General features: G+C 60.3%; 23 protein-coding genes and 2 riboswitches. Of the genes, 11 read left to right on the top strand and 12 right to left on the bottom strand.

The genetic code is table 11. The features are described from left to right. The first annotated feature begins 51 nt into the window (after nucleotides 1-51). The 6 genes from FHT86_RS06425 to sugE all read left to right on the top strand — a co-directional run bounded on the left by FHT86_RS06425 (nucleotide 52) and on the right by sugE (nucleotide 5,831). The gene (locus FHT86_RS06425; protein ID WP_133706040.1) at nucleotides 52-2,061 is read left to right on the top strand and encodes an acetyl/propionyl/methylcrotonyl-CoA carboxylase subunit alpha; all 2,010 of its coding nucleotides are present in this window, start codon (nucleotides 52-54) and stop codon (nucleotides 2,059-2,061) included. A gap of 101 nt (nucleotides 2,062-2,162) precedes the next feature. After that, the gene (locus tag FHT86_RS06420; RefSeq protein ID WP_133706039.1) at nucleotides 2,163-3,290 is read left to right on the top strand and encodes an S-(hydroxymethyl)glutathione dehydrogenase/class III alcohol dehydrogenase; all 1,128 of its coding nucleotides are present in this window, start codon (nucleotides 2,163-2,165) and stop codon (nucleotides 3,288-3,290) included. A gap of 116 nt (nucleotides 3,291-3,406) precedes the next feature. Beyond that, complete coding sequence (gene gfa / locus FHT86_RS06415; protein WP_133706038.1) at nucleotides 3,407-3,982, top strand: S-(hydroxymethyl)glutathione synthase; 576 nt, start codon at nucleotides 3,407-3,409, stop codon at nucleotides 3,980-3,982. Nucleotides 3,983-4,069: 87 nt separating this feature from the next. Beyond that, nucleotides 4,070-4,534, top strand: coding sequence for a YaiI/YqxD family protein (locus FHT86_RS06410; RefSeq protein ID WP_133706037.1), 465 nt, complete (start codon nucleotides 4,070-4,072; stop codon nucleotides 4,532-4,534). After that, complete coding sequence (gene fghA / locus FHT86_RS06405; protein WP_133706036.1) at nucleotides 4,531-5,364, top strand: S-formylglutathione hydrolase; 834 nt, start codon at nucleotides 4,531-4,533, stop codon at nucleotides 5,362-5,364. Before FHT86_RS06410 ends, fghA begins: the two co-directional genes overlap by 4 nt. Before the next feature lie 152 nt (nucleotides 5,365-5,516). Next, nucleotides 5,517-5,831, top strand: coding sequence for a quaternary ammonium compound efflux SMR transporter SugE (gene sugE / locus FHT86_RS06400; RefSeq protein ID WP_133706035.1), 315 nt, complete (start codon nucleotides 5,517-5,519; stop codon nucleotides 5,829-5,831). A gap of 3 nt (nucleotides 5,832-5,834) precedes the next feature. Here the strand turns inward: sugE and FHT86_RS06395 are convergent, their stop codons facing one another. The 8 genes from FHT86_RS06395 to FHT86_RS06360 all read right to left on the bottom strand — a co-directional run bounded on the left by FHT86_RS06395 (nucleotide 5,835) and on the right by FHT86_RS06360 (nucleotide 12,217). Beyond that, entirely contained in the window at nucleotides 5,835-6,224 is a 390-nt protein-coding gene (locus tag FHT86_RS06395) for a DoxX family protein (protein WP_133706034.1), read from the bottom strand. 141 nt (nucleotides 6,225-6,365) lie between these two features. Further along, the gene (locus FHT86_RS06390) at nucleotides 6,366-6,758 is read right to left on the bottom strand and encodes a DoxX family protein (RefSeq protein ID WP_133706033.1); all 393 of its coding nucleotides are present in this window, start codon (nucleotides 6,756-6,758) and stop codon (nucleotides 6,366-6,368) included. Between the two features lie 121 nt (nucleotides 6,759-6,879). Further along, a complete protein-coding gene (locus tag FHT86_RS06385; protein ID WP_133706032.1) occupies nucleotides 6,880-8,412 on the bottom strand; it encodes an acyl-CoA carboxylase subunit beta in 1,533 nt (510 codons plus the stop codon). A 62-nt stretch (nucleotides 8,413-8,474) separates the two neighbouring features. Next, nucleotides 8,475-8,951: a hypothetical protein gene (locus FHT86_RS06380; RefSeq protein ID WP_133706031.1), complete on the bottom strand. Its 477-nt coding sequence runs from the start codon at nucleotides 8,949-8,951 to the stop codon at nucleotides 8,475-8,477. A gap of 69 nt (nucleotides 8,952-9,020) precedes the next feature. Beyond that, the gene (locus FHT86_RS06375) at nucleotides 9,021-9,806 is read right to left on the bottom strand and encodes an ATP12 family chaperone protein (protein ID WP_133706030.1); all 786 of its coding nucleotides are present in this window, start codon (nucleotides 9,804-9,806) and stop codon (nucleotides 9,021-9,023) included. Nucleotides 9,807-9,815: 9 nt separating this feature from the next. After that, nucleotides 9,816-10,469, bottom strand: a complete 654-nt coding sequence (locus FHT86_RS06370; RefSeq protein ID WP_133706029.1) for an HAD-IA family hydrolase — start codon at nucleotides 10,467-10,469, stop codon at nucleotides 9,816-9,818. Then, entirely contained in the window at nucleotides 10,466-11,464 is a 999-nt protein-coding gene (locus tag FHT86_RS06365) for an RluA family pseudouridine synthase (protein ID WP_133706028.1), read from the bottom strand. Before FHT86_RS06365 ends, FHT86_RS06370 begins: the two co-directional genes overlap by 4 nt. Nucleotides 11,465-11,683: 219 nt before the next feature. Further along, nucleotides 11,684-12,217: a copper chaperone PCu(A)C gene (locus tag FHT86_RS06360; protein WP_133706027.1), complete on the bottom strand. Its 534-nt coding sequence runs from the start codon at nucleotides 12,215-12,217 to the stop codon at nucleotides 11,684-11,686. 182 nt (nucleotides 12,218-12,399) lie between these two features. Further along, nucleotides 12,400-12,483, top strand: a riboswitch (glycine riboswitch). 3 nt (nucleotides 12,484-12,486) lie between these two features. After that, a riboswitch (glycine riboswitch) is annotated at nucleotides 12,487-12,564 on the top strand. Between the two features lie 70 nt (nucleotides 12,565-12,634). Here FHT86_RS06360 and gcvT point away from each other — a divergent pair. The 5 genes from gcvT to FHT86_RS06335 all read left to right on the top strand — a co-directional run bounded on the left by gcvT (nucleotide 12,635) and on the right by FHT86_RS06335 (nucleotide 18,083). Then, a complete protein-coding gene (gene gcvT / locus FHT86_RS06355) occupies nucleotides 12,635-13,771 on the top strand; it encodes a glycine cleavage system aminomethyltransferase GcvT (protein WP_133706026.1) in 1,137 nt (378 codons plus the stop codon). Nucleotides 13,772-13,797: 26 nt separating this feature from the next. Further along, complete coding sequence (gene gcvH, locus FHT86_RS06350) at nucleotides 13,798-14,160, top strand: glycine cleavage system protein GcvH (protein WP_133706025.1); 363 nt, start codon at nucleotides 13,798-13,800, stop codon at nucleotides 14,158-14,160. Further along, nucleotides 14,160-17,024 carry an aminomethyl-transferring glycine dehydrogenase gene (gcvP, locus tag FHT86_RS06345; RefSeq protein WP_133706024.1) on the top strand — a complete coding sequence of 955 codons (2,865 nt, stop codon included), beginning with the start codon at nucleotides 14,160-14,162 and terminating at the stop codon, nucleotides 17,022-17,024. The genes gcvH and gcvP overlap by 1 nt, the downstream gene beginning before the upstream one ends. Nucleotides 17,025-17,176: 152 nt before the next feature. Then, entirely contained in the window at nucleotides 17,177-17,797 is a 621-nt protein-coding gene (locus FHT86_RS06340; RefSeq protein ID WP_133706023.1) for an alpha/beta hydrolase, read from the top strand. Nucleotide 17,798: 1 nt separating this feature from the next. Beyond that, on the top strand, nucleotides 17,799-18,083 hold the full coding sequence (locus FHT86_RS06335; protein WP_133706022.1) for an addiction module antidote protein: 285 nt from the start codon (nucleotides 17,799-17,801) through the stop codon (nucleotides 18,081-18,083). A 22-nt stretch (nucleotides 18,084-18,105) separates the two neighbouring features. Here the strand turns inward: FHT86_RS06335 and sufA are convergent, their stop codons facing one another. The 4 genes from sufA to sufD form a co-directional block, all read right to left on the bottom strand. Then, complete coding sequence (gene sufA, locus FHT86_RS06330; protein WP_133706021.1) at nucleotides 18,106-18,495, bottom strand: Fe-S cluster assembly scaffold SufA; 390 nt, start codon at nucleotides 18,493-18,495, stop codon at nucleotides 18,106-18,108. 76 nt (nucleotides 18,496-18,571) lie between these two features. Further along, on the bottom strand, nucleotides 18,572-18,952 hold the full coding sequence (locus tag FHT86_RS06325; RefSeq protein WP_133706020.1) for an SUF system Fe-S cluster assembly protein: 381 nt from the start codon (nucleotides 18,950-18,952) through the stop codon (nucleotides 18,572-18,574). 11 nt (nucleotides 18,953-18,963) lie between these two features. Continuing rightward, complete coding sequence (locus FHT86_RS06320) at nucleotides 18,964-20,205, bottom strand: cysteine desulfurase (protein ID WP_133706019.1); 1,242 nt, start codon at nucleotides 20,203-20,205, stop codon at nucleotides 18,964-18,966. A gap of 14 nt (nucleotides 20,206-20,219) precedes the next feature. Further along, nucleotides 20,220-21,494, bottom strand: a complete 1,275-nt coding sequence (gene sufD / locus FHT86_RS06315) for a Fe-S cluster assembly protein SufD (protein ID WP_133706018.1) — start codon at nucleotides 21,492-21,494, stop codon at nucleotides 20,220-20,222. Between the last annotated feature and the right edge of the window lies 1 nt (nucleotide 21,495).

The raw sequence follows: 21,495 nt of genomic DNA, 5'->3' as shown, positions 1-21,495 counted from the left end.
TGCAATTTGTGGCTAAAACGCTGATAGGGCTATGCATTGGGCGGAGTTTCCATGTTCAAGAAAATCCTGATCGCCAACAGGGGCGAGATCGCCTGCCGCGTGATCAAGACTGCGCGCCGAATGGGGATCCTTACTGTGGCGGTCTATTCCGACGCCGATCGCGACGCCCTGCACGTCGAAATGGCGAATGAAGCCGTGCATATCGGTGCAGCCCCTGCGGCAGAGAGCTATCTCGTCGCTGAAAAGATCATCGCCGCCTGCAAGGAAACCGGAGCCGAAGCGGTGCATCCGGGTTACGGATTCCTCTCCGAGCGTGCCTCCTTTTGCGAGGCGCTGGAGAAGGAAGGTATCATCTTCATCGGTCCAAAGCCGAAGGCGATCAGGGCGATGGGCGACAAGATCGAATCGAAGAAATTCGCCAATGCCGCCAATGTCTCCACCGTGCCCGGCTATCTAGGCGTGATCGACGATGCCGACCATGCCGAAAAGATCGCGGCTGAGATCGGCTATCCCGTCATGATCAAGGCATCGGCCGGCGGCGGCGGCAAAGGCATGCGCATCGCCTGGAGCGACAACGAAGTGCGTGACGGTTTCGAGCGCGCCCGCTCCGAGGCAAAGAGTTCCTTCGGCGACGATCGCGTCTTCATCGAGAAGTTCGTGGTTGATCCCAGGCACATCGAAATCCAGGTCATGGCGGATGGCCACGGCAACGTCGTCTATCTCGGCGAGCGTGAATGCTCGATCCAGCGCCGGAATCAGAAGGTCGCCGAAGAAGCGCCCTCGCCCTTCCTAGACGAGGCCACCCGCAGAGCCATGGGCGAACAGTCCGTCGCGCTCGCCAAGGCGGTCGATTATCAGAGTGCCGGGACGGTCGAGTTCATCGTCGACCGCGACCGCAATTTCTATTTCCTTGAAATGAACACCCGCCTGCAGGTCGAGCATCCCGTTACGGAACTCGTTACCGGCATTGATCTCGTCGAACAGATGATCCGCGTTGCCGCCGGAGAAGTGCTGCCTTTCGCGCAGGACGATATCAAGCTGAACGGCTGGGCGATCGAAAGCCGTCTTTACGCCGAAGACCCCTATCGCAATTTCCTGCCTTCGATCGGCCGGCTGACGCGCTATCGTCCACCGCGTGAGGGCAAGAGCGGCAATCGCATCGTCCGCAACGACACCGGCGTCTTCGAGGGTGCTGAGATTTCGATGTATTATGACCCGATGATCGCCAAGCTCTGCACCTGGGCGCCGACACGCCTAGAAGCGGTGGATGCCATGGGCGAGGCCCTGGACGGTTTCGTCGTCGACGGCATCGAACACAATATGCCGTTCCTGTCGGCGCTGATGAAGCATCCGCGCTGGCGTGAAGGTCGCCTCTCCACCGGTTTCATCGCCGAGGAATATCCGGACGGTTTTGCGCCGATGGTGCCGGACAACGGCGAATCCGCCGTGCTTGCCGCCGTTGCCCTCTCCTGCGGCCTTGTAGACGCCAACCGGCGCGAGCGCTACGCCGACAGGCTACGGCAGGCGACGGGGCCGCTGCGCGAGCAGTGGATGGTCAAGCTGGGTGCGGACTATATTCCGGTGACGCTGTTGGACGGGCTCGTGACCATCCCACTCGAAATGGACATGCAGATCAATGGGGGGACCCTGGCCGTCGCGACCGATTGGCGCCCGGGTGACGCCGTTTGGGCTGGAACGGTTGGTGGGCAGAAGGTGACAGCCCAAATTCGTCCGTTCCTCAACGGCCTGCGCATCGACTGGCAAGGCCTCTCGGTCCGAGCCAAAATCTTTACGCCGCGTCAGGCGGAACTCGACAAGCTGATGCCGGTCAAATTGCCGCCGGATACGTCGAAGCTGCTGCTCTGCCCCATGCCCGGCCTTGTCGTCGCCATTGCCGTCGCGCAAGGCCAGGAGGTCAAGGCCGGCGAGACGTTGGCGATCGTCGAGGCGATGAAGATGGAAAACGTCCTGCGTGCCGAGCGCGATCTTGTTGTTGGCAAGATCAATGCGAAGCCGGGCGAAAGCCTCGCCGTCGATGCGGTAATCATGGAATTCGCCTAATCCGTATTCGCTACTAAACCTCTGATTTTTCGCTTGAGCCGTCTGGCGCGGCCATGTCAATGTCGCGCTAACCAAATCATTAATTTAGAAGGGATGAAACAATGGATGTGCGCGCCGCCGTTGCCGTTCAGGCTGGAAAACCGCTCGAAGTCATGACTGTACAGCTCGATGGCCCTAAGGCCGGCGAAGTGCTGATCGAGGTCAAGGCGACGGGCATCTGCCACACCGACGATTTCACGCTGTCCGGGGCCGATCCGGAAGGCTTGTTTCCCGCTATCCTCGGCCACGAAGGTGCCGGCATCGTTGTCGACGTCGGCCCAGGCGTGACCTCGGTCAAGAAGGGTGATCACGTCATTCCGCTTTATACGCCGGAATGCCGCGAGTGCCCCTCCTGCCTGTCGCGCAAGACCAATCTCTGCACGGCGATTCGCTCTACCCAGGGCCAGGGCCTGATGCCGGACGGCACTTCGCGCTTCTCGATCGGCAAGGATAAGATCCATCACTATATGGGCTGCTCGACCTTCGCCAATTATACGGTTCTGCCCGAGATCGCCGTCGCCAAGGTCAATCCCGACGCGCCCTTCGACAAGATCTGCTACATCGGCTGCGGTGTAACGACCGGCATCGGTGCCGTCATCAACACCGCCAAGGTGGAGATGGGGGCGACCGCTGTCGTCTTCGGTCTCGGCGGCATCGGCCTCAACGTCATCCAGGGCTTGAAGCTCGCCGGTGCCGACATGATCATCGGCGTCGACCTCAACAATGACAAGAAGGCCTGGGGCGAACGCTTTGGAATGACCCATTTTATCAATCCGAAGGACGTCGGTGACGATATCGTTCCATATCTCGTCAACATGACCAAGCGCGGAGCGGACCAGATCGGTGGTGCCGACTACACGTTCGATTGCACAGGCAACACCAAGGTCATGCGCCAGGCACTGGAGGCCTCGCATCGCGGCTGGGGCAAATCGGTCGTCATCGGCGTTGCGGGCGCCGGCCAGGAGATTTCGACCCGCCCCTTCCAGCTCGTCACCGGCCGCACTTGGATGGGCACGGCCTTCGGCGGCGCCCGTGGCCGCACCGACGTGCCGAAGATCGTCGACTGGTACATGGAAGGCAAAATCCAGATCGATCCGATGATCACCCACACCATGCCGCTCGAAGACATCAACAAGGGCTTCGAGCTGATGCATTCCGGCGAAAGCATTCGCAGCGTGGTGCTTTACTGAGACGGTCGCAGGCTGCGACGGCACGGGTGAACGCTGCACGACTTTGAATGGCACACGGCCTTTGGCAAATCGATCCTGATTTGGGGCCGTGGGCAACCAAGGAGGAGGAGCTGAACATGCCAAGTCAAGTATCGATACACCCGGCGCTCGACGGCGGAGTGAAGGCGGGACAGGCGAATTTCAGCGGTGGGACGCTGGTCTGCGCCTGCACCGATCGCCCCGTCAAAGTCGCCATCAGCGGCGGAATTGCCCACAATCACGCCTGCGGCTGCACCAAATGCTGGAAACCGCAGGGTGCTACGTTCTCGATCGTTGCCGTGACGGCTCATGAGAACGTGAAGGTTCTCGAAAACGGCGACAAGCTCGCCATTGTCGATCCGGACGCCTTGATCCGCCGCCATGCCTGCAAGCAATGCGGCGTGCATATGTATGGGCCGGTGGAGCGCGACCATGCTTTCAAGGGCCTGGATTTCATCCATCCTGAGCGCTTTCAGGAAAGCGGCTGGCCTGAACCCACCTTCACCGCATTCGTGTCGTCGATCATCGAATCCGGAACGCCGCCCTCCGCCATGACGTCCGTTCGCAGCCGGCTGAAGGAGCTCCGCCTTGAGCCTTACGATTGCCTGAACCCGACGCTTATGGATGCTCTCGCAACCTGGGTGGCGAAAAAGCAGGGCACATTAAGGGAATAGGTCTGGCCCCTGAGGGGGGACTTCGCTAAACCGCGACTGCGCGTTCGGCCGGATGCGCAGCGCTCCAACGATGCAACGTCTGTTCCCATGATCTACGTCGATGCCGATGCCTGTCCGGTCAAGCCGGAAATTTTGAAAGTGGCCGAGCGCCACGGCATCGAGGTGACGCTTGTCGCCAATTCCGGCCTCCGCCCGTCGCGCGATCCGATGGTGAAGAACGTCATCGTCTCCAATGCTTTCGACGCCGCGGATAACTGGATTGCCGAACATGCCGGTCCCGGCGATATCGTCGTTACGGCCGATGTGCCGTTGGCCGGGCGTTGCGTCTCTGCTGGCGCGCTGGTGACCGGACCAACCGGCCGTGTTTTCGATAATGCCAATATCGGCATGGCTACTGCCATGCGCGATCTCGGCGCGCATCTGCGCGAAACCGGCGAGAGCAAAGGCTACAACGCCGCTTTCTCATCACGCGACCGTTCCGCCTTTCTCGAAACCTTCGATCGCCTTTGCCGGCGTGCCAAAGCTCATAATCCGCCTGGAGGCCAGCCTTGAACATCATTTCCCAGAACACCGCCTTCGGCGGCATGCAGGGCGTCTTTTCGCATGAATCCGAAGCCTGCCGGTGCGAGATGACTTTCGCGGTCTTCGTGCCGCCGCAGGCGATCAAGGAGCCCTGCCCGGTCGTCTGGTATCTCTCTGGCCTCACTTGCACGCATGCAAACGTGATGGAGAAAGGCGAATATCGCCGCTTGGCGGCCGAGTTCGGCCTGATCGTCGTCTGCCCGGACACCAGCCCGCGCGGCAATGATGTTCCTGACGAACTGACCAATTGGCAAATGGGCAAAGGCGCTGGCTTCTATCTCGACGCCACCGAAGAGCCGTGGGCTGAGAACTACCGGATGTACACCTACATCACAGAGGAACTGCCCTCCCTCGTCAGCCGGCAGTTCCGCATGGATATCAGCCGGCAAGGCATTTTCGGTCATTCCATGGGCGGCCATGGCGCGATGACGATTGCGCTGAAAAATCCGGATCGCTTCAAGAGCTGCTCCGCCTTCGCTCCGATCGTGCAACCCTCGACGGCCGACTGGTCGGCGCCGGCCTTTGAGAAATATCTTGCGGCGGACAAGGCCGCCTGGCGGAAATACGATGCCTGCGCACTTGTCGAGGATGGCGCCCGATTTCCGGAGTTTCTGATCGACCAGGGCAAAGCCGATGGTTTCCTCGAAAGCGGTCTGCGTCCGTGGTTGTTCGAAGAGGCGATCGAGGGCACCGGCATCGGCCTGACGCTGCGCATGCATGAGCGGTACGACCATTCCTATTATTTCATCTCCAGCTTCATGGACGATCACCTGAAGTGGCATGCCGAACGGCTGGCATGAAACGGGCGGCATAGCAGCTATGCAGTCCCCAGCTTGAAAAGAGAGTTTAGCTGAGGCATATGTTTTCCCGCGCAGACGACTGCGGCGGCCGGTATTGAATGCCGACCGTAAGACACCGCGGGGACGGCCTCGCTCTTAAGATGGAGCGTAAAATGGCTTGGTTCCTGCTTTTCCTCGCGGGTCTATTTGAAATCGGTTGGGCCGTCGGCCTGAAATATACCGATGGCTTTACTCGACCGATCCCCACAGTTCTCACTGTCATCTCTATGGTGGTCAGTGTCGTGCTGCTCGGCTTGGCGGTGAAGACCTTGCCGATGGGCACGGCTTATGCCGTCTGGACCGGTATCGGCACGGTGGGCACCGTTTTCCTAGGCATCTGGCTACTCGGCGACCCCGCCACCCTCGTTCGCTTGTTCTGTATCGGCCTGATCGTCGCAGGAATTGCCGGGCTCAAGCTAGTTGCCTGAATGTCAGCCGCGCTTGCGATTGTCCAGTGCCCAGCGGCCCGGTCCGGCAAAGACCAGGAAGAGGAAGATGAAGCAGAACAAGATCGCTCCATCACCCTCGTTGTTGGCTGGGAAGAAGCTGATCGGTGCGTGCACCAGGAAATAGGCGAACGCCATTTCGCCGCTGAGGATTAACGCCGCCGGTCGCGTGAACAGCCCAAGCAGGACCAGAATTCCGCCGATAAGCTCGATGATCGCGGCAATGAAAAACAGCGTCGTGATCTCGTAGGAGACGGGCGGGAAGCCGAACAGCTTCTGCGTACCGTGTTCTATAAACAGGAGTGCCGTGACGATCCGGAGTACCGTCAGGGCGGCAGGTTGATATTCCGATAAACGCTGTTCGAAAGCCGGCATGAAAATCTCCGTTTGAACTGAGAAGGCGGCCAGTACCTCTGAGGGAATATGGTCGCTTTCCGCTGACACCGGAGTCAACACGCGAAAGGCGAAATTATTCGCCGGGCTCGGATATCAATCCAAGCCCGGCGAGATTGCATATTATTTCCTGCGGTTGTCGATGGCCAGAAGGCCCGGGCCCGCGAAGACCAAGAACAAGAAGACGAAGCAGAACAGGATGGCTGCGTCGCCACCATTGTTGACGGGGAAGAAGTTCTTCGGCAGATGCGCCATGAAATACGCGACCGCCATGTTGCCGCACAGAATGAATGCGACGGGGCGGGTGAACAGGCCGAGGAAAATTGCCAGTCCGCCAAAGGCTTCCAGAATACCTTGAATCAAAAACAGTGTCGGCAGCGGGCCGTCGGCGTGACCGCCGGCCGGGAAGCCGAAAAGCTTCTGTGTACCATGCTCGATATACTGCAGGCCGGTCATGATGCGCAGCGCAGTCAAGGCATAAGGCTGATATTGATTCAGGCGATCGGAAAGTGCCATTTTCTACTCCAGTTTTAGGTTCCTGGAGTCAGCATTAGTTTGTGGGGGTGCGAAGGTGAAGACACGGCTTCTGACACCCAATCAATTTTCCGTGTAAAATCCGTGACTTGTTGTCACATGCTTATAGCGGAATATTGTCATGTTTCTTCCAGGGATTGGTCAGATCCTTGTTGCGCAGCATTCTGAGCCCCTGTGCCAGCCGCCGCCGGGTGGAGTGCGGCATGATCACTTCGTCGATATAGCCGCGCTCGGCGGCAACGAAGGGTGACAGAAAGCGGTCCTCATACATCTTTGTATGCGCCGCGATCTTGTCGGGATCGGCGATATCCTTGCGGAAGATGATCTCGACCGCGCCCTTGGCACCCATGACGGCGATCTGCGCCGTCGGCCAGGCATAGTTGAGGTCACCGCGCAGATGCTTCGACGCCATGACGTCATAAGCGCCGCCGAAGGCCTTGCGGGTAATGACGGTGAGTTTCGGCACCGTGGCTTCAGCATAGGCGAAGAGCAGCTTGGCGCCGTGTTTGATCAGCCCACCATATTCCTGCGCGGTTCCCGGCAGAAAGCCGGGTACGTCGACAAAAGTGACGATCGGGATACTGAAGCAATCGCAGAAGCGCACGAAACGTGCCGCCTTGCGCGAGGCGTCGCTGTCGAGCACGCCCGCCAACACCATCGGCTGATTGGCGACGAAGCCGACCGTCGCGCCTTCGATGCGGCCGAAGCCACAAACGATGTTCTTGGCGAAGCTTGCCTGGATTTCGAAGAAATCGCCCTCGTCCGCCACCTTCAAGATCAACTCCTTGATGTCATAGGGCTTGTTGGCATTGGCCGGGATCAGCGTGTCGAGCGAGCTATCCGGATCGGTGACCGATTGATAGCATTCGATCTCCGGAAGCGCCGCGGTATTCGACTGCGGCAGAAAATCGATGAGCCGGCGAACCTGCAGCAACGTGTCGATGTCGCTGTCGTAGGCGGCGTCGGCGATCGAGGATTTCGTTGTATGCACCGAGGCGCCGCCAAGCTGCTCTGATGTCACTGTTTCGTTGGTGACGGTCTTCACCACGTCCGGGCCGGTGACGAACATATAGGAGGTGTCGCGCACCATGAAAATGAAATCGGTCATAGCCGGCGAATAGACGTCGCCGCCGGCGCAGGGGCCCATGATGATCGAGATCTGCGGTATGACGCCGGAGGAGAGCACGTTGCGCTGAAACACCTCGGCATAACCGCCGAGCGCCGCCACGCCCTCCTGAATGCGCGCACCGCCGGCATCATAGATCCCGATGATCGGCGCGCGGTTTTTCAGCGCCATATCCTGGACCTTCATGATCTTCTCGGCATGCGCTTCCGAAAGCGAGCCGCCGAAAACCGTGAAATCCTTGGCGAACAGGAAGACCGTACGACCATTGACGGTACCCCAGCCGGTGACCACGCCGTCACCCGCGATCTTGCTCTTGTCCATGCCGAAATCAATCGAGCGATGCTCGACAAACATGTCGAACTCCTCGAAGGAGCCTTCGTCGAGGAAGATTTCGATGCGCTCGCGCGCCGTCAGCTTGCCGCGTGCATGCTGCGCATCGATACGCGCCTTGCCGCCTCCGGATCTCGCGATTTCCCGGCGACGTTCCAATTCCTGCAGGATCTCTTTCATGAGGGACCTCTTCTCCGCTTATCCGGCTTAGCATGGCACAGCAGCACTTTGAAGCCGCCAGCTCAATTCACCAGCGGCGGTGTCTTCAGCGCGAAGATGGAGCGGATGCGTGCGGCAATATCCTCAGCCATCAAATCGTCAGCCGCGGTTGGATTCGGAGTGAAGTTTGCCGTGTCGAAGGAGGCAATGGCAACCACGGCGCCAGTATCGAGCGAAGCGGCGTCGACATTGATCTTCGCCGTATTGCGGTCATGGTTGAAACTCCCGCCCTTGCGAACGTCGGTCAGGCGGATGGTGAGCGCGACCTTCGGCAAAGGTGTATCGCGGGTCGTCACGGCGATGGCGGCGTTCACGCGCTCGTTGATGGCGGAAAGCAGCGCCGGCGAAACAGGCGGCACCGACTGATCGGCGACGACAGTGGCGCTGCGCACGTCATAGGCCGGAGGTGAAGGCGGCGGCGTGAGCGACCAGCTCGAACATGCAGCCAGCGCCAAACATCCTGCGAGCGCCGATACCGCACCCGACCTCAACAACATCATGATTCGCGTCCCGAATTCCCAGCCCTTGAGATACAGACTTCGACATAACGGACTGCAAATCAACAACATTCAACTGCGAAGCGCCGAAAAAACATCGGTGGCGGCCCGAAACTCTTCGAAGCGTTGGGCGCGGCGTTGTTCGGCCTCCTCGTCGCGGCCCCAACGTTCGATCGTCCAATCCTCATCGAGATGGGCGAGCGACCAGACCTCGTCGAGCGGCAGCCGGCCCTCGGCGAAGGCGAGCGCCAGGATTGCCGAACCCGTCAGGGTCGTGATTGTGTGCAGGCTGGCGAGTTCCAGCGGCGTGTCGTATTTGCGCAAGGTCACGGCAAAGGCAGCGATCGCTTCGCGCGGCTGTTCCTGATGCATGACGCCCTCGGCGAGGATGAAGCGAGCGCCGAGTTCGTGAGCGGCCCAGTCGATCAGCGGGTTCCACTGGTCCGATTGCCGCTCCACCAGGCGCTCCGGCCCCTCGGCGCGATAGCAAAGCAGATCGCTGGAGGAAAACCGCAGGATGTCCTCGAATACCGCCTGGCTATCAATCGCCACGCCGTCGAGCGCCGTGTTGACCAACCGCGTCACCGGCATGGTACCCGGGTCGATGACCTCGGCCTGTCGCGCCCACTCGGCTGCCACCAGCTTCGCCAGCGCCTCGGTCGGCACGGCGAGCGATCGGCGCGCGGGCGTCTTTACCGCTTTGCCGTCCAGCTCGATCACATGGCCGTCTTCGCTCTCGCGGATGCTCACATCCTGGTAGAAGCGCTTCGGCAGCGGCTTCTTCATCTGGATTTGCGCCCGGCGGATGGGATCGGGATGGCTCAAGCCTTCGGAAAGGTCGTTCAACAGGTCGCGCATGGCGTCACCTCAGAGGATATAGCTCAACAGGTCATTCGGGTGATGGGCGATCGTGTCGGCTCCGGCGGCCAACAGTTCTTCCACGGAAGCGTAGCCCCAGGCAACACCGATCGCGGTCGCCCCGGCCGCCTTCGCCATCTGCATATCGTAGACGGCATCGCCGATAACGATCGTATCATGCGGATCGGTGCCGGTCTCGCTGCAGCATTCCGTCACCATGGCGGGATGCGGCTTGGAGGGGCAATCGTCAGCGGTGCGTGAGACGACGAAATAGGGCGCAAAGCCATTTACTTCAAGAATATGCGTCAAGCCGCGGCGGGACTTCCCGGTAACTGCGCCGATCAGCAATTCATCGCGGGCGGCCAGCGTCTCGATCAGCGCTTTGATGCCGTCGAAAAGCGGCGTCTGCATATCCCCCTCGTCGCGCACACCGGGGAAGATCGACTTATAGTGCGCCGTCATCGCGATGGCCTCGTCATCGATATGCGGCTTGCCTTGCATACGGGCAATCGCGATGTCCAGCGTCAGGCCAATGATCGACTTGGTGGAGGCGACATCAGGGCGCTTGTAACCGAAATCGACAAAGGTGCGCGCCATGACCTCGTGGATCAGCCGCACACTATCAACGAGCGTCCCGTCGCAATCAAAAAGAACCAGCTTCATTCGTCGTCTGGCTCCCCTGCAGACTCCATATCCAGGCCAAGGAGATTCCAGGTCTGTACCATATGTGGCGGCAGTGGCGCGGTGATCCGCAGCCGGCCGCCGCTTGGATGCGGAATGTCAATGTGGCGGGCATGCAGATGCAGCCGCTTCTGGACGCCGCCCGGAAAATCCCAATTCGGATCGTCATCGAAATATTTGGGATCGCCGATGATCGGGTGCCCCATGTGCAGCGCATGAACACGTAGCTGATGCGTCCGGCCGGTATAGGGTTCCATCTCCAGCCAGGCGAGGCTCTGCGCGGCGGTTTCGAGCACGCGATAGTAGGTGATAGCGTGATCTGCGCCTTCCTCGCCATGCTTGGCGATACGCATCCGGTCGCCGTCGGCGGTTGCTTCCTTGACCAGCCAGGTCGAGATCTTGTCTTCATGCTTGCGCGGCACGCCCTTGACCAGCGACCAATAGGTCTTCTTGGTGTCGCGTTCGCGAAATGCGGCCGTCAATTTCTGTGCGGCGCCGCGTGTGCGTGCGACGACGAGTACGCCCGACGTATCGCGATCAAGGCGATGCACCAGCCGTGGTTTCTCGCCCTTCTGGTTTGTCCAGGCTTCCAGCATCTGATCGATATGGCGGTTGAGCCCGGAGCCGCCCTGGACCGCAAGGCCGGCTGGCTTGTTCAGGACGAAGACCTTGTCGTCCTCATGCAGCAGCATGCGCGACAGAAGCTCGGCGTCGCCGGAGTGTTTCAATTCCTTGCCAGCGATCGGGCCGCTCTTTGGCCCCTTGGCGTCGACATCCAGTGGCGGTACGCGCACCATCTGCCCCGGCTGCACGCGTGCGTCGGTCTTCACGCGCCCGCCGTCGACACGCACTTGACCGGACCGCATCAGCTTCTGCAATTGTCCAAAGCCAAGTCCCGGGAAATGCACCTTGAACCAACGGTCGAGGCGCATGCCGGCCTCATCAGGCTCGACCTCTATATGCTCAATCCCGGCCATTCTTCTTCTTTCAAGCGCCGCGACATGATCCCGAAAAGTGCGAAACAGCCTTCTGACAAGATCATGCCAAATCAAAGGACTGGAGCAATCTGGCCCCAGGGCTGGGTCATCCCGGCCTTTTGACGTGGCTTTAGAGCATTTCGACGAAAAGTGGAAACCGGAATTGTCTATGGGTTGGAATTTTGTAACAGACGGTGCGTCTCAGTGGCCTTCCAAACCTCAGTTTCCGTTCGGCGCCACGACGGGCAGCGTGACATCGACCATCCCCGCCTTGTCGAACATCAGCATCACCGGCACCGTACCGCCTTGCTTGAACGGCGTCTTCACCTGCTTGAACATCATGTGGAGGCTATTCGGAGAAAGCGTCACGGTGGCGCCGGCGGGAATGGCGATACCCTCTTTGACTTCCCGCATCTTCATGATCTCGCCGTCCATCTTCATCTCGTGCAGCTCGACCTTGCCGGCCGCCGAGGATGTGACGGAGGTCAACCTGTCGTCGCTGCTGCCGCCATTGTGGATGGTGATGTAGCCGCCACCGACCGGCTGGCCAGGCAGCATGGCGCGGACATATCCGCCACTGATGTCGAGGTCGCCCAGCTTCGCCGCGGCAGAGCCTGCGGGCGCCTTGCCTGCATCCATATGCATGCCCGACATGCTGTTCATGTCGTTGCTCTGCTGCGCCATGGCCGCGGCGGCGGAAAACGAAAGCGTGGTCGCCGAAATTAGAAATGCGGCGGCGTATTTGCGGTTCATCATTTTCTCCTGCGCGGCTCCTCAATAGGGCTCATGGCATAACCTCTCGCAGAACAATTGCAAAGTCCCTGCATCCATCGGTCGCGCCCATCCGAAAACCCTCAAGCATTTGACACGACAAAAATTTGTTCGCTGGCGACATTTGCCCCTTGCCATCTTCGGCCGCTCCCAGATAATGGCAACCGACCTTGTTGGGAGAATCCGGCGCAAGCCGGTGCCGAAGGAGCAACCGCCCCGGAAACTCTCAGGCCAAAGGACCAGCAAGGGGCAGACGGAACTCTGGAGAGAAGCGCGATAGCGTTCGCCGAAGGGATAACAATCTCAGGCAAATAGACAGAGGGGGCTCATCGTAGGTGCAACCGCGCCGAAATTTTGAGCCCTGCGCTTTTGGCTGAGCGCAAACCCCGGAGGCGTCATTTGGACGAGACCGCTGCCCTCAAGAAGACACCCCTCCACGCCCTGCATCTGTCGCTTGGTGCCAAGATGGTGCCCTTTGCCGGCTACGATATGCCGGTGCAATATCCTGCTGGCGTCATGAAAGAGCATCTTTGGACCCGTGCTTCTGCTGGTCTTTTCGATGTTTCACATATGGGCCAGGTGACAATTCGAGCTCGCTCAGGCTCCTACGAGGATGCGGCGTTGGCGCTGGAAAGCCTTGTGCCGGTCGATATTGTCGGGCTCGCCGAAAATCGTCAGCGCTACGGATTCTTCACCGACGACAATGGCGGCATCCTCGACGATCTGATGATCGCCCACATGGACGACTATCTTTTTGTCGTGGTCAACGCTGCCTGTAAGGATGCCGATCTCAAGCATCTTCAAGATCATATCGGTGATACCTGCGAAATCACTTTACTTGATCGCGCGCTGATCGCGCTGCAGGGACCCCGTGCCGTCTCCGTCCTCGCCGAGCTCTGGGCGGATCTCGCCCATATGAAGTTCATGGATGTCCGCCATTGTCGCCTGCATGACGTTTCCTGTCTTGTCTCCCGCTCTGGCTATAGCGGCGAAGACGGCTTTGAGATTTCCGTACCGGTCGACAAGGCTGAAGATATTGCCGGGCGGCTGCTCGAACACCCCGATGTTCAGCCAATCGGTCTCGGCGCCCGCGATTCCCTGCGTCTCGAAGCCGGGCTTTGTCTCTACGGCAACGATATCGACCAGACGACGACGCCGGTAGAAGCGGCGCTTGAATGGGGCATGCAGAAGGCCCGCAAGACCGGCGGCGCTCGCGCTGGTGGTTTTCCGGGCAGCGCCCGCATCCTTTCCGAACTGGATAGTGGCGCAACCCGCCGCCGCGTCGGCCTGAAGCCGGAAGGCAAGGCGCCGGTGCGCAGCCATGCCAAGCTCTACGCAGACGCCGAAGGCAAGAACGAGATCGGCGAAGTCACCTCCGGCGGCTTTGGGCCGAGCGTCGAAGGTCCTGTCGCCATGGGCTACGTGCCCGTCAGCGCCGCCGTGCCTGGTACACCGGTCTATGCCGAAGTTCGCGGCAAATACCTGCCTGTCGCCGTTTCTACCCTGCCCTTCATCACCCCGACCTATAAACGCTGAACGTCATATTCCAGAGAGGATCGTCCATGCTGAAATACACCGAAGAACATGAGTGGCTGAACATCGAAGGCGACGTTGCGACCGTCGGAATCACGGCACATGCCGCCGAACAGCTCGGCGACCTCGTTTTCGTGGAACTGCCCGAAGTCGGCGCCAACTTCTCCAAAGGCGACGATGCGGCGACCGTCGAATCCGTCAAAGCGGCGTCGGAGGTCTATTGTCCGCTCGATGGCGAGATCACCGAGATCAACGAAGCCATCACGGCTGATCCGGCGCTCGTCAATTCCGACCCGATGGGCGCTGGCTGGTTTTTCAAGTTGAAGCTTAAGAATGTCGCCGATGCCAATGGTTTGCTGGATGAATCCGGCTACAAGGAGCTCATCGCGTAATGGATACGCCTACGGAATTCACATTCACCGACTACCAGCCCTACGATTTCGCCAATCGCCGCCATATCGGCCCGTCCCCGGCTGAAATGGCTGACATGCTGAAGGTCATCGGCTATGGCAGTCTAGACGGACTGATCGACGCGACGCTGCCGCCATCCATCCGCCAGAAGGCGCCGCTCACCTGGGGCGCACCGATGACGGAACGCGAAGCGCTCGACAAGCTGCGCGAGACCGCCAACAAGAACAAGGTTCTCGTCTCGCTGATCGGTCAGGGCTACTACGGCACGATTACGCCGCCGGTCATTCAGCGCAACATTCTGGAAAATCCGGCTTGGTACACGGCCTATACGCCTTACCAGCCTGAAATCAGCCAAGGTCGCCTCGAGGCGCTGCTGAACTACCAGACGATGATCTGCGACCTGACGGGTCTCGATGTTGCCAATGCCTCACTGCTCGATGAAGCAACCGCTGCGGCCGAAGGCATGGCGATGGCCGAGCGTGTGGCGAAATCCAAGGCCAAGGCTTTCTTCGTTGATGCCGATTGTCATCCTCAGACCATCGCATTGATCAAGACCCGCGCGGAGCCGCTCGGCTGGACCGTCATCGTCGGCAACCCCTTCACTGATCTCGATCCGGTCGATGTCTTCGGAGCCATCTTCCAGTATCCGGGTACGCATGGCCACATCAATGACTTCACCGGTCTGATCTCAAGACTACACCAGACCGGCGCGATCGCAGTTGTTGCTGCAGATCCGCTGGCGCTGACGCTGCTGAAGTCGCCCGGCGAAATGGGCGCGGACATTGCCGTCGGCTCGTCGCAGCGCTTCGGTGTGCCGGTCGGCTATGGCGGTCCGCATGCCGCCTATATGGCCGTCAAGGATGCTTATAAGCGTTCCATGCCCGGTCGTCTTGTCGGCGTCTCCGTCGATGCCCGCGGCAATCGCGCCTTTCGTCTGTCGCTGCAGACCCGCGAACAGCATATCCGCCGTGAAAAGGCGACGTCGAACATTTGCACCGCGCAGGTTCTGCTCGCCGTCATGGCTTCCATGTATGCCGTCTTCCATGGCCCCCAGGGTCTCAAGGCGATTGCCCAGCAGGTGCACCAGAAGGCCGTGCTGATGGCCAAGGGGCTCGAAAAGCTTGGGTACGCCATCGAGCCCGAGACCTTCTTCGACACGATCACCGTCGAGGTCGGCCATATGCAGGGCCTGATCCTGCGCGCGGCCGTCGCCGAGGGCGTCAATCTGCGCAAGGTCGGTGAAACCAAGATCGGCATGAGCCTTGACGAGCGCACGCGCCCGGCAACGCTGGAAGCCGTCTGGCGCGCCTTCGGCGGCAATTTCCGTCTCGCAGACTTCGAACCCGGCTATCGCCTTCCGAAGAACCTGCTGCGCACCAGCGAATATCTGACGCATCCGATCTTCCACATGAACCGCGCCGAAAGCGAGATGACCCGCTATATCCGGCGGCTCTCGGACCGCGACCTGGCGCTCGACCGCTCGATGATCCCGCTCGGTTCCTGCACCATGAAGCTGAATGCAACGGCTGAGATGTTGCCGATAAGCTGGCCGGAATTTGCGGATATTCATCCCTTCGTGCCGGCCGATCAGGCGCTTGGTTATCGCGAGATGATCGATGACCTGACGGAAAAGCTTTGCGCGGTGACCGGCTATGACGCCTTCTCCATGCAGCCGAATTCCGGCGCGCAGGGCGAATATGCCGGCCTGCTCACCATCCGCAACTACCACATCGCCAACGGCCAGGGTCACCGCGACATCTGCCTGATCCCGACCTCGGCACACGGTACGAACCCGGCCTCCGCGCAGATGGCCGGCATGAAAGTTGTCGTGGTCAAGGTCAGCGATGACGGTGATATCGACATGGCTGATTTCCGCGCCAAGGCGGATCAGTATGCGGCCAATCTTTCCTGCTGCATGATCACCTATCCGTCGACGCACGGCGTCTTCGAAGAGACGGTCAAGGAGATTTGCGAACTTGTGCATATGCACGGCGGCCAAGTCTACCTCGACGGTGCCAATATGAACGCCATGGTAGGCCTCTCCCGCCCCGGCGACATCGGTTCCGACGTCAGCCACCTGAACCTGCACAAGACCTTCTGCATTCCGCATGGCGGCGGCGGTCCCGGCATGGGCCCGATCGGCGTCAAGGCGCATCTGACGGCGCACCTGCCTGGTCATCCGGAAACGGATGGACGCGCCGGCGCGGTGTCGGCTGCAGCCTTCGGCTCGGCTTCGATCCTGCCGATTTCCTGGAGCTACTGCCTGATGATGGGCGGCGAAGGGCTGACGCAGGCGACCAAGGTCGCGATCCTCAACGCCAACTATATCGCGGCGCGGCTGAAGGGCGCTTACGACGTGCTCTACAAATCGAAGAGCGGCCGCGTGGCGCATGAATGCATCATCGACACGCGTCCGCTGGTCGACAGCGCCGGCGTCACCGTCGATGACGTCGCCAAGCGCCTGATCGATTGCGGCTTCCACGCGCCGACCATGAGCTGGCCGGTTGCCGGCACGCTGATGATCGAGCCGACCGAATCGGAAACAAAGGCAGAGCTCGACCGCTTCTGCGAGGCGATGTTGGCGATCCGCGAGGAAGCCCGCGCCATCGAAGAAGGCCGCATGGACAAGACCGATAACCCGCTGAAAAACGCACCGCACACGGTCGAAGACCTCGTTGGCGAGTGGAATCGGCCCTATTCCCGCGAACAGGCCTGCTTCCCGCCGGGCGCTTTCCGGGTCGATAAATACTGGTCGCCCGTCAACCGCGTGGACAACGTCTATGGTGACCGAAATCTCATCTGCACCTGCCCGCCGGTTGAAGCCTACGCCGAAGCCGCGGAATAAGTGTTTTTCCAAAAAAGTGAAGCGGTTCAGCCGCTTCACTCTCCCCCGACATAAATCTATCGCGAAAAATCTCTATGACTGCGCCGCGCGTCTGGTGGGACGCGCGGCACTTTTTGTAGCGCGGCAAAAGACGGCGCTGGAATTCATACATCATGCCGGAATTATCAGGATTTTACTTTGTCGCGGGACGGGAACGTTTCTCCTCTCGGCCGCTTGTGCTGTTGCACGGCAGCGGGAGAAGCGAAGCGGACCTCGTTCCGCTTGCTGATGAAATTGCGCCACAACGGCCCTATATGGCCTTGCGCGGCGGCGTGGGTTGGGAAGATGGCTTTGCATTTTTCCGTCGCAATCCCGATCGGAGCCTCGACTATGATGATCTCCGCGAGCAGACGGCTCTGCTCTGTCGGCTCATAGGCGCGGCCATCGAACAGCGAATATTGAGGCAGCCTCCGATTTTGCTCGGCTTTTCCAATGGTGCGATCATGGCCGCATCAATTCTGCGCACCCAGCCTGGCTTGGCATCAGGCGCGATCCTATTACGCCCTTTGTCGCCCGCGCCGGAAGAAGCTTTCCCGTCGATGCGCAACCTGCCTGTCCTGATCACCGCAGGCGAAGATGATGAACGCCGGCAACCCGACGACGCGGTTCTGGTAAAAACACAATTTGAGAACTGTCACGCGGACGTCAGCAGCTACCTGCTGCCGACGGGCCACGGCTTGCACGAGAGCGAAGCCGGGCTCATCCGCGATTGGCTCATTCAGAAAGGCTTATAATATGGCGCAGGAAACGCCCTTTAGCGTGGACGCCGTCGACGGCTATATCGCAGCAGCCTTCGAAACCGACGATCCGGCTTCGATTACCAAGGCGCTTGGCGAGGTGGCGCGAACGCGCAATATGAGCAAGCTTGCCAAGGATGTCGGTATGAACCGCTCGGCGCTTTATCGGGCGCTGAGTGGCGAAGGCAATCCGGAGTTCGCGACTATCTTGAAAGTGGTCAAGGCACTCGGTCTGAAACTGACGCCGGTGGCGGTGGCCGAGCGCGAATCCGACGCCGCCTGATATCAGCGGCGATCGGCATCTGTCAGACAGCCGGAGCGGCCTGGCGCTGTGCAGCCAGAGCCGCGAGATCGGCCGGCTTCAGTTCGACGGATTCGCCGCAGCCGCAGGCCGACGTCTGGTTGGGATTGGTGAAAGTGAAGCCGGAGCGCAGCGTGGTGGTTTCAAAACCCATCTCGGTGCCAAGCAGATAAAGCACTGCCGACGGCTCGACCCAAACCTTGGCGCCGTTGCGCTCGATCAGATCGTCCTTGGCGTTCGGCTCTGTTACGAGATCGATGGTGTATTCCATCCCCGCGCAACCGCCCTTCTTGATGCCGACGCGAACACCCTTGGCATCAGGCCCGGAATTGTCGACGATTGCCTTGACGCGCGCTGCTGCGTCATCCGTCATGGTCATCACTGCAAAGCCCATGGGCCTATTCTCCTTCCACAACCGGGGTCAAGATCCGGTGCTTCGAGTCATAATGTAAAGCGAGCGGCTTAAAGCTTCAATACCAGCCGACCGCTACCTGTGCCTCTTCCGACATGCGATCCGGCGTCCATGGTGGGTCAAAGGTCATGGCGACTTCGACGCCGGAGACGCCTTCGACTGCTCCGACGGCATTTTCGACCCAGCCCGGCATTTCGCCGGCGACGGGGCAACCCGGCGCGGTCAGCGTCATGACGATCTTCACCATACGGTCGTCTTCGATATCGATCTTGTAGACCAGACCGAGTTCGAAGATATCGGCGGGAATTTCAGGGTCATAGACCGTCTTCAGCGCACCGATGACGTCGTCGCTGAGGCGTGCCAACTCGGCCTCGGGAATGCTGGAATGCACGATGCCCTCGCGCACGTCGATCTTCTGTTCGCTTTCGTCGAGTGACATCGCTTGCCTCCTTAGGCAAAGAATTTGCGCGCATATTCCAGCGCATCGGCCAGGGCATCCACCTCGGCACGGGTATTATACATGCCGAACGATGCACGGCATGTGGAGGTGACGCCGAAGCGTTTCAAGAGCGGCTGCGCGCAATGTGTGCCTGCGCGGACGGCAACGCCCTGACGGTCGATCACCATCGAAACGTCGTGGGAATGGATACCCGCAAGTTCGAAGGAGAAGATACCACCTTTGCCGGGCGCAGTGCCGAAAACGCGCAGCGAATTGATCTCCCGCAACCGCTCCGCCGCATAAGCCGCGAGATCGGCCTCGTGTCGGGCGATCGCCTCGCGGCCGACGCTCTCCATATAGTCGAGCGCGACGCCAAGCCCGATCGCCTGGACAATGGGCGGCGTGCCGGCTTCGAAACGATGCGGCGGATCGTTGTAGGTGACGTTATCCTCGGTGACGTCGAAGATCATCTCGCCGCCGCCCTGGAAGGGCCGCATCTCGCGAAGCCTGTCCTTCTTGCCGTAGAGCACGCCGATCCCCGAAGGGCCGTAGAGCTTGTGGCCGGTCATGACGTACCAGTCGCAATCGATATCCTGCACGTCGACAGGCAGGTGCACGGCACCCTGCGATCCATCGATCAGCACGGGAATGCCGCGCTCATGCGCAATGCGGCAGACTTCCTTGACCGGGACGACGGTGCCGAGCGCATTCGACATATGAGTGATGGCGACCAGCTTGGTGCGTTCCGTCAGGCTCTTTTCGAAATCCTCGATATGGAAAGCGCCGTCATCGTCCACCGGAACCCAGACCAGTTTGGCGCCCTGCCGTTCACGGATGAAATGCCAGGGCACGATGTTCGAATGATGTTCCATGATCGAAATCACGATCTCGTCGCCCTCGCCGAGCTTGGGCATGCCCCAGCCATAGGCGACGGTATTGATCGCTTCGGTCGAGTTCTTGGTGAAGACGATATCGTCCACTGACGGCGCATTCAGGAAGCGGCGCACTTTTTCGCGCGCAGCCTCATAGGCCTCGGTGGCAGCATTGGAGAGGAAGTGGAGCCCGCGGTGCACGTTGGCATACTCGCTCGAATAAGCATGCGACACCGCGTCGATCACGACCTGCGGCTTCTGTGCAGATGCACCGTTGTCGAGATAGACCAGCGGTTTGCCGTGGACGGTCGTCGACAGGATCGGAAAATCCCGGCGGATCGCTTCGACGTCATAGGCGGTGGCTGGTACGATCTTGTCCACGAGCGTTGCTCCAATCAGGCATGCTTATCGAGCCAGGCCGAAATAACGCTTTCCAGCGCCTCGACCAGGGCTTCGTCTTCTAGCTCTTCGACGATCTCGGCCACGAAGGCATTGACCAGCATGGCGCGGGCCTTGTTCTTCGGAATGCCGCGCGCCATCATATAGTACAGATGGTTGGCGTCGATATCGGCAACTGTGGCACCGTGGCCGCACTGCACGTCGTCGGCGAAGATTTCGAGCTCCGGCTTGACGGAAAACTCGGCATCGTCGGACATCAGCAGCGTGTTGCAGGCCATACGGGCATCGGTCTTCTGCGCATCCGGAGCGACACGGATCATACCCTGGAAGACGCCGCGGGCGCGGTCGAACACCACATTGCGAACGATCTCCGTCGAGCTCGTGTGCGGCACGTCGTGGCCAAGCACCAGCGTCACATCGGTATGCGTGTCGCCACCGAGCAAGTTGATGCCGCGCAGCACGAGGTCGGAGCCCTCGCCCGTGACCTTCACATGCAACTCCTGGCGCACGAGCTTGCCGCCGGCATTGATAACGAACAGCTTCAGCTTGGCATCCGCGCCGAGGTCGACGCGGATCTGGCCGAGATGTGTGTCCTCGATTCCCTGCTCCTGCAGGATGATCCAGGTCACTTCGGCACCCTTGCCGATTTTGATGTCGCTGATCGAGGAGACCAGCGCCGCAGCACCGGGCACGGCCTGATGGCGCTCGATCACGGTCGCCTTGACATCGGCGCCAAACGAGACCGGTAGGCGGCTATGGATCTGGCCGCCGGCATGGATGAACTGGATCTCCAGCGGCGCGTCGAGCTCGGTGCCATCGGGAAACTCGATGACATAGCCGTCGCGCACGAAGCTGCCGTTGATCCGGCCGATGGCGTCGTCCCTGCCAAGCGCGGTCAGGCTGGCGGCGGCTGTACCGTCTGCCAAACTATCGGCATAGCGGCTGACGACCAGGTCATCGATCGACGTCTTGCCGCTCACGCTGCCTTGCAGAACCGGCAGCACAGCCGAACCGGGAACGGTCGGCGATAAGGGCTCGACGATGCCGGCCCCGACGTCGGTCGGAACGGAACGCAGCAGGCTCTTGAAATCGGTATAGTGCCAGGCTTCGAAACGCCGCGTCGGCAGGCCGGCTGTCTTAAGATCATCCAGCAGGCGGTCGCGGACGGCGAACACGTCGCCATTGCCCGGCAAATCACCCAACTGGTTATTGTAAGCCTCGATCAGCGCCGTCTCCCCGGCGGTCAGGCGGCTCGTCGTCTGAATGTTCATC

The sequence above is a fragment of the Rhizobium sp. BK313 genome, assembly GCF_014193655.1.
Taxonomy (GTDB): domain Bacteria; phylum Pseudomonadota; class Alphaproteobacteria; order Rhizobiales; family Rhizobiaceae; genus Rhizobium.
This window is presented reverse-complemented; position numbering and strand designations above follow the sequence as displayed.